Genomic DNA, 14,922 nt, shown 5'->3' on the forward strand with positions numbered 1-14,922 from the left:
AAGAAATGGATTTTCTGCACTTAAGGTGACACATGGCAATGCTAAAAATGGGGTTGGTTCAATCGTTAGTTTGGACCATATTGGCCTTAGTGAGTCTATCAAAGCAGGGACTAGCCGCTGAATACGTTGGGACTCCACAATGTATTGAGTGCCACCAGCAAGAGTACGACCAATGGCAAGGCTCTCATCATGATATGGCAATGAGCCACATGAGTGATGATGCTGTGCAAGGTGACTTTAACAATGCCGAGTTAGAGTTTAACGGAAAAACCAATCGCTTTTTTCGCCGCGGAGATCGGTATTGGGTCAATATTGAAGGACCCGATGGCGCCTTTCATGACTACGAAATCACCTACACTTTTGGGTTTGAGCCTCTCCAGCAATACATGACGGAGTTTGATGATGGCCGAGTGCAACTGATCCCGTTTGCTTGGGATACACGCTCTCACGAGCAAGGGGGGCAACGATGGTTCCACTTATACCCCAACATGTCTGATCCAAGCCACGACTTTTACTGGACCAATGTTGGCCAAAACTGGAATTACATGTGCGCCGATTGCCACTCTACCGATTTAAAAAAGAACTATGACGTCAGCACCAATACTTACGCGACTTCGTGGTTTGAAATCAATGTAGGTTGTGAAGCCTGTCATGGTCCCGCCAGTGATCACATGCAGTGGGCAGAGCTTGATAAATCGGGGCAAGCTATCCCTGATGCGTTGCAAGCCCATGCCGGTTTTAATCGCAATCTCGACAAAGCCGTCAGTCAGTGGCTGCTTGCTGATGGCGAGGGTACGCTTCATCCAGAGTCTATTCAAGCGACTGACCAAGTTACGGTGTGCGCGCAGTGCCACAGTCGACGAACTCAGATATCGGATTCTACAGACCATGTGCAAGGCGTGCTGTCTGACCGTTACCGACTCAATTTGTTAGAGCCGGCGTTGTACCATGCGGATGGTCAGATATTTGACGAAGACTATGTTTATGGCTCGTTTTTACAATCGGCGATGGCCGAAAACGGGGTGGTGTGCTCGAACTGTCATAATCCACATACCGCGCAACTTGCTATGCCGGAAGAGGTTGTGTGTAGTCAGTGTCACATGCCTACTCACTATAACGATGAGATCCATAGTCGGCACGAAGTCGGCAGTGAGGAGGCAATGTGTACCAGTTGCCATATGCCTGAAACGACCTACATGCAGGTTGACCCAAGGCGCGACCACAGCTGGCAAGTGCCAAGGCCAGATCTTAGCCTGTCGCTGGGTACACCGAATGTATGCGTGACCTGCCATCAGCCCAATGATCCCAAGCAAGATGATCAATGGGCGTACGATACGCTCAAGCAGTGGTTCCCAGACTCACGCTATTTAGACAGCGACCATTTTGCGCAAGGGTTTACAGCGGGTGAGCAAGGCGTTCAACAAGCGGAAAGTCAGTTGTCGTACATTGCGCAGAACAAAAACGAAGCTGCGATAATCCGCGCATCCGCACTGGAGCGCTTAACTCAGTACCCATCGCAAAATTCGCTGGTGGCGGTGGCTCGTGGAGCAAAAGATCCCAATGAGCTGATCCGTGTTGGCGCCGTTACTGGTGCTGAGCTGTTTCCCGTCGATGTGGCGTGGCGAGTGGTCTCACCTTTGCTAGAAGATGATGTTCTTGCAGTGCGCGTTGAAGCCGCGGCCTCACTATCGCGCTTTTGGCAGCAGTTAACTCCAGCTCAAAAACAGCAATTACAGCCTGCACTTAATGAGTATATTGACGTGCAGCACTACAATTCCGATAGAGCGGCAGGTCGAGTCAGCCTTGGTAACGTCTATGTAAACCAAGGCCGGTTAGATGAGGCTGAGCAAGCGTATTTAGGGGCGATTATGGTTGAGCCCTATAGCTCTTCTGGCTATGTGAATCTTGCGGACCTTTATCGGGTTCAAAAGAAAGATCTACAAGCGCAACAACTGTTCGATAAAGGCATTGCAGCGGGTGCAGCCGATTCGACATTACATTATGCCTATGGGCTAAATTTGGTGCGCCAACAAGCCTATGAAGGGGCTACTGAACAGCTTAAGCAAGCGGCAGAGCTCGATCCGCAAAATGCACAATATTGGTATGTGCTTGGTCTGGCCTCCAGAGAGTCTGACAAGGCGTTAAGCGTCAAGGCGTTGGGCAGTGCTTATCAACTGACCAATAATCCCCAATACCTCTATGCGCTTTGTGATGTGATGATTGATGCAAAACACAGCAGCGCCAATCGCTGCTTACAGCAGTTGCAGAAAGTCGCGCCTCAAGAAGCCGTCAATGAATTAAGAGCAAAGCAGTAACCTTTAGAAACTGGGAATAAGCCTGCAGTGAAAACAGAGACATTTGAGCCAGTATCGCTTGACGCGGTAACCTTTGAACCAGCTTCGCCATCAGAGTTTGAGGCCCAATTTAGGCTAATAAAGCAAGGCGTAGGGGAATTTGTGGATGCAATCTGGGGATGGGATGACGACGCGCAACGTCAGCGGATCCAAGAGCGCAACCCACAATCTGGCTTTCATTGGCTTGCTTACCATGGTCAAAGAGTGGGTTTAGTCTGCTATCACCCATATGATAAGAATTTGCACGTTCACTTGTTGGTGATTAAAAAGCGTTACCAAGCGATGGGCATTGGACGTGAAGTCATGAATCGGCTCGAATCTCACGCACCACAGGTAGGCTGCGATGCGATAACATTATCCAGTTTTAATGATAATCATGCAGCTGTGGGTTTTTACCGCGCACTGGGGTTTTATACCGTGAAGACAGAGCCTCATTTCATTAACTTGCGAAAAAACCTTGGCCAGTAATATGGCTACAACATTAGTACGCGCCGTTTTTAGTGTTCGGTCGGTAGACGGTACTCGATAATCACTTGGTTCCCCTCAATATAGGCATTTTGAATCTCACCATCGATGCCAATTTTCGTCGTAACAATGCGAGAGCTATTCGCCTGCTCTGGTCGTTGCTTCATACTGGGGAGAATACTTGCAGGGTCTACATGCAGTTGTCCACATAAGTTGTTGATAAACCCTAGTGACAAAGGCTGTGAGCCTCGTAGGGCATTAGTGAACTCGACAGGGGATACTTGCATCTTCTTCGCCATTTCCATCTGCGTAATACGCATTTTGGCTTTTTGAGACATCCAGATGTTATAGAGTGCTTGACGATCCTGTTCGGTGAACTGCATGGGTGTTCCTTGGGTTTTGATGTGGCGTGTGCATAGTGTGCAAGTTTGGCAAAGGGCTGTGTCAATCGAGTGTAATAACTTGGTCAAGGGTGGCGCATATGCGGGGTTTGACGACATATGTCGGTGTGAACTTGGAGGGTGCAACTAACGACCACGGTTCAATTAGGCGCACAAAATTTATGTGACCGTTAGTTGCCGGAACACTATGTATGATCGCTATTCTGTTTGCCAGTTGAGTTGTGGAATATCAGAAATTCCAAACCTCTCTTCTAGGGCACAAGCAAAGTTATTCACTTGTCGGAATATTGCGTTGGGCAGTATTAACCCTTTAGTGCGCTTTGTTCTAGTACTTGTAACATCAACTGTTTAAACCACTGATGAGCAGCACTGTCTGCAGTGCGCTTATGTTCAATGAGATAGATTGGGATCGCCGAGTCTTGAACTCGATTTAATGAGAAAACCGTAACGAGCTTGTCGTTTAAATTATTAACGTGTTGAAGCAGATGTGAAGCGACCAATAAGGTATGGCTATCCGTCATGACCTCCAATAAGTTGTTAATTTGGCCGCTTCTAAAACTGATTTTGCGCTCCAGGCCGTGAGACATTAGGTATTTATCAATAGGGTTTATCTGTTCTTGAGCCGAACGAATGTCGAGATTGAGGTCAACATAGGGGTATTCAAGACACTGCTCTAATGTAGGACTTGATTGCTGTACTAATGGGTGCGACGGATTGGCATAGATTACCGGGTGAGTATGCCCAATCAATTGGCTTAAAAACTCTTCCTTTTCCTCAGGCTGACTAATGTGGATCGAGTAATCCACCTCACGATTTTTTAGTAATGTACGCGCATCCATGGTCGCAATTGTTTCAACTAAGCTTGCATTGGGTGCTACGTTCATCAGTGATTTCGCAATGGGTACGGTAATGAAGGTACTCATTAAGGGCGGAAGTGACAGTTTGAACGTGTGGTCACACAGCTCAGGACTAAATTGAGTTTGCGACAGCAGCTTTTGAATATCTCCCAAAATGGCAAGCAGCGGCTCTTGTAGGCGTAATGTCTTTTCGGTGGGTTGCAAGCCGCTGGACTCACGATAAAACAGCGGATCGTCAAAGGTTTCTCGAAGCCTTTTTAAGGTGCGACTCATTGCTGGCTGCGACAGGTATAGCTTTGCGGCTGCCCTCGACACATTTCGCTCTTGAATCAACACGCTGAGTGCAACAAGCAAGTTTAAGTCGATCCGAGATAACTGTTGTTCCAAAGACTTCATGATATGCACCCAACTTATACTATTCTAAGGCAAAGTGATGTTTTAGAATATCAAGTTGGGTGCGTTTGTCTATGAGTCTGTTGATTTAGTGTATTGGTTGAAGATGGCCACTAACAATTGTTCTACGGCACTTGGCGGCAGATTTGAAACAAACGATTCGAATTTGCTGACTGACATTACCGCGAAGACGTTAATATCTTGCTCAGTAGGATTGTGTAAATGATACATAACGGAAAACCTAGATGTGTTGGGTATTTTTGGGCTGCGCACTAATGCTTTGCAGCCCAAGTAGATGACTTAACTCACTTAAAGCGCCGATAAGTAAGCTTTCAGGGACTTCAAGCGGACCGTAGCGCCACCAATTATGTCCATGAAACCAAGGATTGGGTGGGGCTTGGTGGCGGAAACCCACGCAGACCCTTTTGCACCAATCGGAATGACCATTCCTTCGGGCTCTTCAAACTCGATGATCACCGTTCTGCCGTGTGAGCCCGCATTTTGAGCAACGTGCTGCCCCACATGTTGAGTACCTTGTGCGGGTGAGAGTGTCGATTCACCGGTACCAGAGGTAACGCTGTTTACTCGGCCTCGGAATACGTGCCCTGGGTAAGCGGTGACATAAAACTCTGCAAATTGACCTTTTTCAATAAACCCAAACGCTTGGTCGCTGACTCTCATCTCAATGAACTTTTTACTGGTTTCGTAGAGATGCATGTTACCCAAACGAGAGCCTTCGCTAATGTTGACCACACCGACGACGCCATCAAAGGGGGCGACGATTTGGTTAAGAGTATTGTTGTAATTCGCTTCGCTAATCTGTGCCACGGTTGCCGCTTTTTCCGCATGTTTGGCTTGAATATCGGCTTGGTTGTTCTGAATGCGGGTTTCTAACGCATCCATATCTTGTTCACTGGCGTATTCATCGAGACTACGCAAGCGGTCGAGATTCTTTTTGTCATTTTCAATAGTTACTTTGATCGCAGAGATTTGATGATCCAGCGAGGCTAAGTTCGCTTCGAGGCTTTTTATCTGCTCAGCGACATCGTTGCCCTCGAGTGTATAAAGTAGGTCACCTTGTTTAACGGTTTGGTTGTGCTTGACGTAAATCTGATCAATTTTTTGACCGAACAAAGGACTTAGAACGGCTTGCGGTGCTTTCACCGTAGAACTGTCCGTGAGATCTACAGGTGCCCAAAATCGTGATGCGGTGAACAAGCTGGTGGCGAGAAAGGCGCCAATGCCGACATAAATTACGGCGTTGCGTAGTGTCCATTTTATTACGCCAGTTTTAACCAAGATCCAAATGATAAAGATGTAGGGAAGCATGATCTCTTTCATTACACGTTCTCCGATGTTGACTCTGACTGACGGGACTTGCCGTGTACTCCTAAGTGAATAACATCACTGAGTGCTTTACCTATCATGTCCCAGCGGGTAAATGCGATGACAATGGCTGCGACCCAATAGGCTTTATTGATAAATAAACCACATAAAGACAAGGCAAACACGAGAGTGGTATGGACACTGTTGTTGTGTTGGCTCTTGTGAACCGCCACTTCATGCAGTTGCCATAAGAGCTTACCGACAAAAGCGAATACGCCTAATGTGACAATAAATATGACGCCCATAAAAAGTTCAGAATTGAGTAGGGCGATGATACTTGGATGGCCATTGGCAAAGTGATCGGCGGGATAGTTTTTACCATGCACCGTGGATAGCATGGCAAAGAAGCGAATGCTGCCTACAAACAGGGCGATATAGATTGCCCATTTTAGAAATATGGCAATGAACCGGGTGATGGATTTACGCATCTAATGTCTCCAGGAATGTCTAGATTGGCTCTAGAAGGGTGGTGTTCCCGAGTGAGACAAACCGAGAGGTTTGGCACTCATTACTCGCATTCCCTTGGTCACTAAGCCTATGATGCAGTTTGAATGATTATTCCACCAGTTACATTTACTGACACCTGATATGCGTATGAGTAATAACACAGCTGATTCGAAACAAATGGTTGTGCAAATTTTCTTCAACAAAACGGTGCGAAAGCGCTGAATTTATTCGCACACCACATTTTGCCCGATCATCGCCTAGAGCGACTCGTAAACGATTGCCATAACCGTTATTATTGCACTCATTCTCGTTGATGCGTTTGCGTCGGCACCTTTTGAACTGAGAGCGGATACCCATGCCAATTAGTAACATTGAAGAGATTATTGAAGATTACCGTAACGGAAAAATGGTGATCTTGATGGACGATGAAGATCGTGAAAATGAAGGCGATATAATGGTCGCTGCCGATGCAGTGTCTCCTGAACATATCAACTTTATGGCGACACATGGTCGCGGTTTAATCTGTTTAACGCTTACTAAAGAGCGTTGTGACCGTCTCAACTTGTTCCCTATGGTACAGAACCACTCTGAGCAATGGGGCACAGCATTTACCGCATCGATTGAAGCCGCGCAAGGTGTTACTACTGGTATATCGGCCGCAGACCGAGCGACAACGGTACAAGCTGCTGTCGCGGTGAATGCCGTTGCAGCCGACTTGGTACAACCGGGACATGTGTTCCCGCTAAAAGCTAAAGATGGTGGTGTGTTAACACGCGCAGGTCACACGGAAGCTGGCGTTGACTTGGCTCGCCTAGCAGGTCGTGAGCCGGCATCGGTGATTGTCGAAATTCTCAATGAAGACGGCACTATGGCTCGCCGCCCTGAGCTTGAAGTGTTTGCCGAAAAACATGGCATTAAACTCGGCACTATTGCCGATTTAATCGAGTACCGTAACAACACTGAAACCACCATTGAGCGTGTTGCGCAGTGTCAATTGCCGACGGAATACGGTGAGTTCACGATGATCACGTTCCGCGATACCATCGATAATCAGATCCACTACGCGTTACAAAAAGGCGAAATTACTCAGCAGCCAACGCTGGTTCGTGTGCATCTACAAGATACATTTAACGATGTTTTACATTCTACCCGTGGCGTTGACCGTACGTGGTCAATCGATAAAGCGATGGCAAAAATTGCCGACGAAAATGGCGTGTTGGTCATTTTAGGTCACAACCACGATCCAGAGCGTGAACTAAACAAAGTACGCCGCTTTGAACTTGAAGATCAGGGTAAACCTATCCCAACCAGCAACAAGCAGCAGGCATCGCGTCAAGTAGGTGTCGGCTCTCAGATCTTGTCTGATCTTGGCATAAGCCAAATGCGCTTGTTGTCGTCGTCGTCTAAACGCTATCACGCGTTGTCTGGCTTTGGGTTGGAAGTGACGGAATACGTTACTGACTAACAACAGCGACTTAATAAATACGCGGCCAAAGGGCAAGGCATTGCGCTTTACTGGTGCTCATAGCAAAAGGAACTCTCCAAGAGTTCCTTTTTAATGCACTTTAGATTTTGAATCTTGTACTTTTTAGTTGCAGATAAGGGATGTTAGTAAACTCATTTTTGCCCCTTTTCAATTTAGGAAACCTTAGTCATCGTCGAAAACGATAGCAGTTTGCCCTAGTTTTTCTAATCACAAGTAAACAGACTTTACTAGACGTCTTTGTTTAGCTACCCAGTAGGTAGCACTCCAAACAACAAGGCTTTCTCCTTATTGAATACTTGCAAATTCTACTGAGGCAGCGTTGAGATATGTAGCGTTATTTTTGGTCGATTAGCAGATCTAAAAACATCTGTTGTGGTTCGCTAAGAGTTCGACTTGATGAATGAAGCAACTCCAATCGAGTTGTAATATTGACGTCGCCTGCGTTGCTCTCTGTATTGAACTTTGTTAGCAGACCAAGCGCTTCTCGTTCGCGATAAAGTGCTTGCGGCAAGTATCCCCAACCCAAGTCTTCCTCAATCAGACGAGCGACGTCTTCCTGGTCGGTACACTGCCAGGTTTCAAATGCGGCCTTACCTCCAATTTTAGTTAGTGGGTTATTGAACATACTTGCACAGCATATCTGACGGCGCTTTGCCAACTGATCGTTGCTAATTAAGTCGAGATCGGCAAACTCAGAATCTGGAGAACAGCAAGCAACCCACACTAAATAGCGAAGTAATGTTCTTTCTGTTTGTGAAGGTGCATCCGTGAAGAAAACATGCACGATAACATCAAGTTCATCAGTCTCTAACTGCTGTATTAAGTCTTGGCTTAAGCCGCGAGTCACATTGATTTCTAAAAGCTGATACTTCGAAGAAACCTTGGCTATCGCCCCTTCGATTTCCTCGATTGGTACCATATGGTCAAGCCCAATCCGCAAAGAGCCGCTTGATAAATTCGAACTAGCAGAAAGGTGCAGAATACGCTCACCTTGATGGGCAAACTGTTGGGCATGCGGAAAAAGCAGTATGCCTGCTTGTGTTGGCGTAATGCTATTTTTGCTTCTCTCGAATAGCTTTGTATCGAGCGCAATCTCCAAGTTTTCTATAAGCAGACTAGCCTCTGCATGTCTGAGGTTAAGTTTCTTCGCAGCTTTTGCTATGGAACCTAATTCATAAACGGCCAAATAAGCTTCTATTTGATCAAGCTGTAGCATTTTCCAACCTTTATTCATCAACCTGTTAAATAAGAGTTTAGGGTTAACACATCACAAAGTCGCTGTCAAAGCAGTGGCGTTCTTACTCCTAATCTTACGTCATCTAAAATATGTACCATCAAAAAGCTTAGTTCCCGCTGGGTATTATCACACGAGGTTACCATGAAAAAATCATTTGTAGCATTAGCCATTCTTTCCGGCATGACTACCACTAACGTTATCGCAGCCGAAACCGCAGATGTGGTTTTCCTATCTGAAAACATCGTCACGATGAACCCTGATCAACCAATCGCTAGGTCTTTGGCAATTGTAAACAATGAAATTGTCTGCGTAAAAGCAGACGATTCTTGTAAAACTCTGGTCGGTTCAGATACTCAGATCGTAGACAACAAAGAAGCGACCATCATGCCGGGCTTTATAGATACTCACTTACATACTCGTCTGTTTGGGCAGACACATGCAACTATGTTGAACCTATTTGTCCTAGATGGTCAACCGACAGAAGTAATTGAAAAAGCGATCTCTGATTGGGCTGCTAAGCTTGGCCCTGACGAGTGGATTATAGGTGGTGGTTTCTCTTACGATAATTTTCCAGAACCTACTAAAGAGCGTTTAGATGAACTGGTGGGTGGTCGTCCTGCACTTATCTCAGATAATACCCAACACAATGGTTGGTATTCATCAAAAGCACTAAAGATTTTGGGTGTTGATGACAACTGGCGTGTGCCGAAAGGTGGCTACATGCCTCTTGGTGAAGATGGTAAACCAACCGGCCACCTACGCGAAAAAGCGCATCTTTCACTTGGTTTCGTTGAACAGCACAAATTGTACTCGTTCGAAACGCAAGAAAAGTCAGTTGCAGCCGCAGCTGAACTATTGAACGCTGTGGGCGTAACTTCTGCACTAGAGGCGGCTGGTGGTTCAAAAGAAGGATCTGATGACGTTTACGTTCGTATGGCTAAAAAAGGAACACTAAACCTTCGTCACGAAGTTTCAGGTGTATTCTGGGGCGGTAAAGGAAATATGGATGAGGACCAAGCAATGATCGATGAGCTGGTTGCTCGCCGTGAAGTCGTGCGTAAGGAAATGGGTAGCGACTCTCACAACTTCCTGACAATGAATACGGTTAAATTTGCCATAGATGGAACTCCAGGTGCATACGCGCACATGGAAGAGCCGTACTTAGATGGTACTCAACCAAACATGAACTACGGCGAAGACAACTTAGGTTGGATCTTTGAACAGTTAACAGAACGTGGCTTCCGTATAATGTTACACGTTGAAGGTGATGCTGCGATACGTAAGTCACTCGATGCCTTAGAGTATGCGAACGATACTGGAAAACCACTTGATCCAAAGGCACGTCACATTATGACGCACCTTGACCACGTGACTCCATCACATCTATCACGCATGAAGAATCTTAACATTGCTGCACAAATCCAATACCACTGGGGTGATCCCGCAGATCCCTACTACCAAGCTGTTGTAAAGAAGAACGTGCCACAGTTTATCTTGGACAATGCATTTAATATGCACGGTATGCTAGCGAACTCTGGCATTGAATACGGTGCAGGTCCAGACGCACCTACCAGTGCGGTCTATAAACCATTCGAAGGTATCGAAATCGCTATGACGCGCCAAAGCATAGGGAAGCCAGAGAGTGAGCGTATGATTGGTCAAGCGATGACTTTTGAGCAAGCTCTGTACGGTTACACGATGGGTAGTGCGAAACTGATGTTCAAAGAAGATAAGATCGGTTCACTTGAAGAAGGCAAGTTGGCTGACATTATAGTGCTAGACCGTGATATTCATGCTCAAGTAGAAAAAAACATCCACAAAGTGCATGAAACCAAAGTCCGAGCAACTTACCTAGACGGTAAGATTGTATACCAAGCAAATTAATCAACTTCGTTCTCAGTCAGACTAACTCTGACAATAAATTAAGGGGCAGAACTATCTGCCCCTCCAAATCAGCTCATGGATGGCGCATCTAATAAAGGTCTCGATATGCGTATTATTAAAGCTACTGTCACCATTTTCTGTCTTTCGTTGCTTTCGCTATCTGCGATGGCTGAACCTATCAAAATAAATTGGTCAGACCTTATACCACCGGAGTATCGCGAAGACACAATTGCACTGATTAAATCGACCCTAAACCCGTATATTCACAAAGATGGCGAAGTAGCTCCACAACGTGTTAATGAACAACTTAAGTCTACAGTTGATGCGCTAGCTGAGCGAAACGTGATTATACAGGGTTATATGGTACCAATTGATATGGATGCGGATGGTGTGATCACTCTTTTGTTAGCGCCGTACGCGGGAGCTTGTATTCATGTTCCACCACCGCCTCCCAACCAGTTAATCTATATCGAATTGGAGAAAGGACAAGTAATCCCTTGGGAAATGTACTGGTCACCAATTACTATACAAGGGTCTATCGAAATAGAAGTAATTGAGGGCGAGTATATCGAGGGCGATATTGCACTTACTGGATATACGATGAAAGACGCAAGTTTTGTTAAAAAATGACCTTAATTTGCTTTAAGCGACCACAGTCTTTTAGTACCTATCTGGTAGCGTGCAGTAAAAGGTCACTCTAGAATACACAAAGCACGACCTCCAAATAACCAAGGAGACCGATAATACAGGTCTCCAAGACATTCCTTCAGTTTTATGCTGGCTTAGCTGCGCTGGAGACTCTTAGCTTTTAGTTTTGTTGCTTTTACATACCAAAAGTTATGCGCACTCTTCCAATCTTAATAATCACTCTAACTAGGTTCTGTCGATAGCTTTCACAGCGGTTACTTCGTAACTCAGAAATGTTCGTGCGATCTGAAGTCGTATGAAGCGTTGTTCACCACGAAAGAGTGAACCGTCTGTATCATCAGATGACCCTAGGATTCTGAATAAAGTAGCGAATCCGACAATGTAATGAAACGCAGTCACTAGATTGAGTGGGAACCGAATCGTGATAAGGTGTTCCTCCTGATAACCACAAATCGGGTGAGTGCTAGGGAGTCAATATGATGAATGTAATGTGAATCCATTTAAGGCGCGTTATATGATGAAGCAGCGGAAGTGATTAATACGCTGTAGCCAAAAAGGCAACGAGAGTCGGAAAGAGATTGGACATTGCTCTTTCGTGGTCTTTGTACTCTCCGCACCATTGTGGGCATCTGAGTTGACATTTTTTACGCAACATACGGAACAGGGTAAGCCTGTATATCTCTCTATGGGAAAGCAGTCTGAAAGTTGCCGATAGGTATGCAGGTAAAGGAGGTTAGAAAAAGCGAATGCTACCTTGTAATGAAGTGAATACAGGTTTATATCTGGCGCGAAAGCGAGCTGACTTCTAACTGGTGTCCCGTTGCGAGATAGCTTGAAGAACTTTATTAAAGAAGAAAAGCAAATGATGATTTCGAATGAAGTTAGTGCGTCTTCTGATAACGAACCGTGGTTTCTTATTCACTGAGTGACCAATGGGGCAGTTTTAAAGCTTTAAGTGTGTATCGCAAAGGTAAATAATTACTGGGTGCTTAACGGTGCTTTTGTGGAGGCTTGAGCCGTATGCAGTGAAAGTTGCACGTACGGTTCTGAGGAGGGAGGCACCTGGCAACAGGTGCCGCCAATCCGACAGGAATGTATTGTGTATTCATGCACGCATAATATTGACTATCAACTTCCATCGTCCCAGACTTACCAAAATCGTGAGCATGAGACACATAGAATCTGAAAATTCAAACCTTAAACGGCGGTCAACCTGTAATCAGTTACATCACTGATGAATGCTTAGATTTAAAATAGATCTTCTGATAACAAAGTGAAAGCGAACACAAATAAATTTGCATTCGCTTTAAAATGATCAGAATCATGAGTTAACAGATCGAATGAAAGGCATAGTTTCTACACTTTTTTGAGAGCATTTTCGCAAAAAATTAGCTCTACCGCTGTATTTACTGCAATCCTTGTTGATATGTAAAGGTGCCATTCATCATCGTAGCTAAAATTTTTGTCTCAACAAGATTATCTGGCTCGACCTCAAATAAATTCCTTTCAAAAATAACAAGATCTGCATACTTTCCTACTTCTAGACTACCTACTTTATGTTCCATCCTTGCTTGGTAGGCTCCCCCCATGGTTGCAGTAAACAGACATTGTTCTAGCGATATAGCTTCAGTAGATGGTGGAAACGTTCGCTTGTCACTTGGATTCGATGGATCTTTACGAGTTATTGCTGATTGGCATAGATATAGAGGACCTGATAAGGAAATATCCGTACTAGGTACATCTGCTCCAATACTGGTTGGAATACCTGCTCGTATAGCTCTTCCAAGAGGTTGGAATGCTTTTTCAACTCGTTTTTGCCCTAATATTTTCATGGCAGATTCTAAGCCTCCTCCCCAGGTTGTCGCCCAGATTGGTGTTAGATTAACCGGGATATTGTACTTAACTACACGTTCGAAATCATCTGGGTGAACATTAGCGAAGTGTTGCAATGAGTTTCGAGCGTCCTCATAGCCAAGCTCTTTTGCTTTGATGTATGTGTCAATAGTTTCTCGCTGGGTTTTTGAGCCATCAGTATGAATCGATACATCAAGCCCAACCTTGTTAGCTTTGAGGACAACCTCTTCACTGCGTGCCGCAGATACGCCTCTAACAGCTTTTGAGTCTGGTAAGTCAGTCCAAGGTTCAAGCATTACCGAGGCATGACTGGTAAATACGCCTTCTGGGTGAATTTTAATTCCAGTAATACCAACCGTATCTGTGTTGTATTCATTTCTTAACTCGATTGTATCGGCAACAAAAGCGTCAACATCCGTTTTTTCATTCTTATAAAGAACTTGGAAAAAAGTTCTCATTTTCAATTTATTTTGATTATCTAACTCTGTCAGGAGCTCCAAGGCAATACGATAGTCACTGAAATACTCTTTAAACTCTTTAATATTTGGGGTGACAAGACCTTGGTTAATATACCCAGTGTAACCGTATGACGCAGCTAGATTATAAAGCTTCGTTTGACTTTCAGAAATCATAGTTTCTGGTTGCCATGCTCCCATCTCAATAAAGGCAGGCATCCAAGCGAACTCTTTCGCTTCTCCAATAGGGTTACCCGCGTCGTCACGAACCCAAAAGGTTAGGCCTGGAATTGCGTCTGGTGTATTTTTATCTACATTACCCATCTCCATTGCTTTGGAGTTCAACCACATATCATGGACAGTGTAGTCTTGCAGAATTACTGGGCGGTCAGGAACAATTTTGTCTAAGTCGGCCGCTGTCGGTGGCGAATCCATAAGGGAACCGTTCCAACCAAGACCACGTATGAATTTTTCGTTAGGATTTGCATCTGCATAAGCTTTAATTAGATCAAGATAATCTTGTTTGGATTGACCTTCCCCTAACGCAACCCCCATTCCCATCCATGCTGATGAAACAAAATGTTCGTGACCACTGAAAAAGCCTGGGGTAATCATCTTCCCATCAAGGTCATGTACTTCTGTTGCATCTGATATGAAAATTTGTGCGCCCTCACTAGAGCCTACATAGACAATTTTGTTGGATTTGACTGCGATTGCCTCAGCCCATGGAGCATCTTTATTGACCGTATAGACATTGGCATTCGTAAACACATAATCTGCATCAACTACTTGAGCATGCACAAAAGTGGATAAGGTCGCTAACCCTACTAGTACCAAAAATTTAAACTTCACAATTTCTCGCATTGAGCTCTCTCCATAAAATCTACGTCAAGAGATAAACATAGGAAACAAAACGCATTCGCACAATAACTAGAATCACTCTAGAGACTTTGAGTTAAATGACTAAATGACTAAATGGAAAGTGGAAAAGTGAACTTTTCCACTAATTTAGTGCCATTACTTTGATGAGATTTCGAATCAGGACCAGTATGATC

The 14,922-nt window shown here is 44.9% G+C and carries 11 protein-coding genes; 5 read left to right on the plus strand and 6 right to left on the minus strand.

Annotated features, from left to right (window positions below):
* The first annotated feature begins 32 nt into the window (after positions 1-32).
* On the plus strand, positions 33-2,315 hold the full coding sequence (locus JQC93_RS10175) for a multiheme c-type cytochrome (protein WP_236009462.1): 2,283 nt from the start codon (positions 33-35) through the stop codon (positions 2,313-2,315).
* Between the two features lie 27 nt (positions 2,316-2,342).
* Entirely contained in the window at positions 2,343-2,822 is a 480-nt protein-coding gene (locus tag JQC93_RS20310) for a GNAT family N-acetyltransferase (protein WP_205158323.1), read from the plus strand.
* A gap of 29 nt (positions 2,823-2,851) precedes the next feature.
* Here the strand turns inward: JQC93_RS20310 and JQC93_RS10185 are convergent, their stop codons facing one another.
* From JQC93_RS10185 to JQC93_RS10200, 4 genes are all read right to left on the minus strand, one after another.
* The gene (locus tag JQC93_RS10185) at positions 2,852-3,202 is read right to left on the minus strand and encodes an XRE family transcriptional regulator (protein WP_205158324.1); all 351 of its coding nucleotides are present in this window, start codon (positions 3,200-3,202) and stop codon (positions 2,852-2,854) included.
* A 320-nt stretch (positions 3,203-3,522) separates the two neighbouring features.
* A complete protein-coding gene (locus tag JQC93_RS10190) occupies positions 3,523-4,473 on the minus strand; it encodes a LysR family transcriptional regulator (RefSeq protein WP_205158325.1) in 951 nt (316 codons plus the stop codon).
* A gap of 306 nt (positions 4,474-4,779) precedes the next feature.
* Positions 4,780-5,811, minus strand: coding sequence for an HlyD family secretion protein (locus JQC93_RS10195; protein WP_205158326.1), 1,032 nt, complete (start codon positions 5,809-5,811; stop codon positions 4,780-4,782).
* Positions 5,811-6,284 carry a magnesium transporter gene (locus JQC93_RS10200; RefSeq protein ID WP_205158327.1) on the minus strand — a complete coding sequence of 158 codons (474 nt, stop codon included), beginning with the start codon at positions 6,282-6,284 and terminating at the stop codon, positions 5,811-5,813. The genes JQC93_RS10195 and JQC93_RS10200 overlap by 1 nt, the downstream gene beginning before the upstream one ends.
* 374 nt (positions 6,285-6,658) lie before the next feature.
* On the opposite strand from JQC93_RS10200, the gene ribB reads away from it, so the two are divergent.
* Positions 6,659-7,768, plus strand: a complete 1,110-nt coding sequence (ribB, locus tag JQC93_RS10205) for a 3,4-dihydroxy-2-butanone-4-phosphate synthase (protein ID WP_205158328.1) — start codon at positions 6,659-6,661, stop codon at positions 7,766-7,768.
* Positions 7,769-8,123: 355 nt separating this feature from the next.
* Here the strand turns inward: ribB and JQC93_RS10210 are convergent, their stop codons facing one another.
* Entirely contained in the window at positions 8,124-9,005 is an 882-nt protein-coding gene (locus tag JQC93_RS10210) for a LysR family transcriptional regulator (protein WP_205158329.1), read from the minus strand.
* A gap of 162 nt (positions 9,006-9,167) precedes the next feature.
* On the opposite strand from JQC93_RS10210, the gene JQC93_RS10215 reads away from it, so the two are divergent.
* A complete protein-coding gene (locus JQC93_RS10215; protein WP_205158330.1) occupies positions 9,168-10,910 on the plus strand; it encodes an amidohydrolase in 1,743 nt (580 codons plus the stop codon).
* Positions 10,911-11,015: 105 nt separating this feature from the next.
* Positions 11,016-11,540 (plus strand): DUF3299 domain-containing protein, encoded by a 525-nt coding sequence (locus JQC93_RS10220; RefSeq protein ID WP_205158331.1) that lies wholly within the window; start codon positions 11,016-11,018, stop codon positions 11,538-11,540.
* A 1,424-nt stretch (positions 11,541-12,964) separates the two neighbouring features.
* On the opposite strand, the gene JQC93_RS10225 is transcribed toward JQC93_RS10220, so the two are convergent.
* Positions 12,965-14,731 carry an amidohydrolase gene (locus JQC93_RS10225; RefSeq protein ID WP_205158332.1) on the minus strand — a complete coding sequence of 589 codons (1,767 nt, stop codon included), beginning with the start codon at positions 14,729-14,731 and terminating at the stop codon, positions 12,965-12,967.
* Positions 14,732-14,922: the final 191 nt, after the last annotated feature.

It is taken from the genome of Vibrio ulleungensis (genome assembly GCF_016900875.1).
GTDB lineage: Bacteria > Pseudomonadota > Gammaproteobacteria > Enterobacterales > Vibrionaceae > Vibrio > Vibrio ulleungensis.

Excerpts from the sequence above, each read along its gene's own strand:
- JQC93_RS10175 (WP_236009462.1), top strand. The coding sequence starts at position 33 with ATGGCAATGCTAAAAATGGGGTTGGTTCAATCGTTAGTTTGGACCATA.
- JQC93_RS10185 (WP_205158324.1), bottom strand. The coding sequence starts at position 3,202 with ATGCAGTTCACCGAACAGGATCGTCAAGCACTCTATAACATCTGGATG.
- JQC93_RS10190 (WP_205158325.1), bottom strand. The coding sequence starts at position 4,473 with ATGAAGTCTTTGGAACAACAGTTATCTCGGATCGACTTAAACTTGCTT.
- JQC93_RS10195 (WP_205158326.1), bottom strand. The coding sequence starts at position 5,811 with ATGAAAGAGATCATGCTTCCCTACATCTTTATCATTTGGATCTTGGTT.
- JQC93_RS10200 (WP_205158327.1), bottom strand. The coding sequence starts at position 6,284 with ATGCGTAAATCCATCACCCGGTTCATTGCCATATTTCTAAAATGGGCA.
- ribB (WP_205158328.1), top strand. The coding sequence starts at position 6,659 with ATGCCAATTAGTAACATTGAAGAGATTATTGAAGATTACCGTAACGGA.
- JQC93_RS10210 (WP_205158329.1), bottom strand. The coding sequence starts at position 9,005 with ATGCTACAGCTTGATCAAATAGAAGCTTATTTGGCCGTTTATGAATTA.
- JQC93_RS10215 (WP_205158330.1), top strand. The coding sequence starts at position 9,168 with ATGAAAAAATCATTTGTAGCATTAGCCATTCTTTCCGGCATGACTACC.
- JQC93_RS10220 (WP_205158331.1), top strand. The coding sequence starts at position 11,016 with ATGCGTATTATTAAAGCTACTGTCACCATTTTCTGTCTTTCGTTGCTT.
- JQC93_RS10225 (WP_205158332.1), bottom strand. The coding sequence starts at position 14,731 with ATGCGAGAAATTGTGAAGTTTAAATTTTTGGTACTAGTAGGGTTAGCG.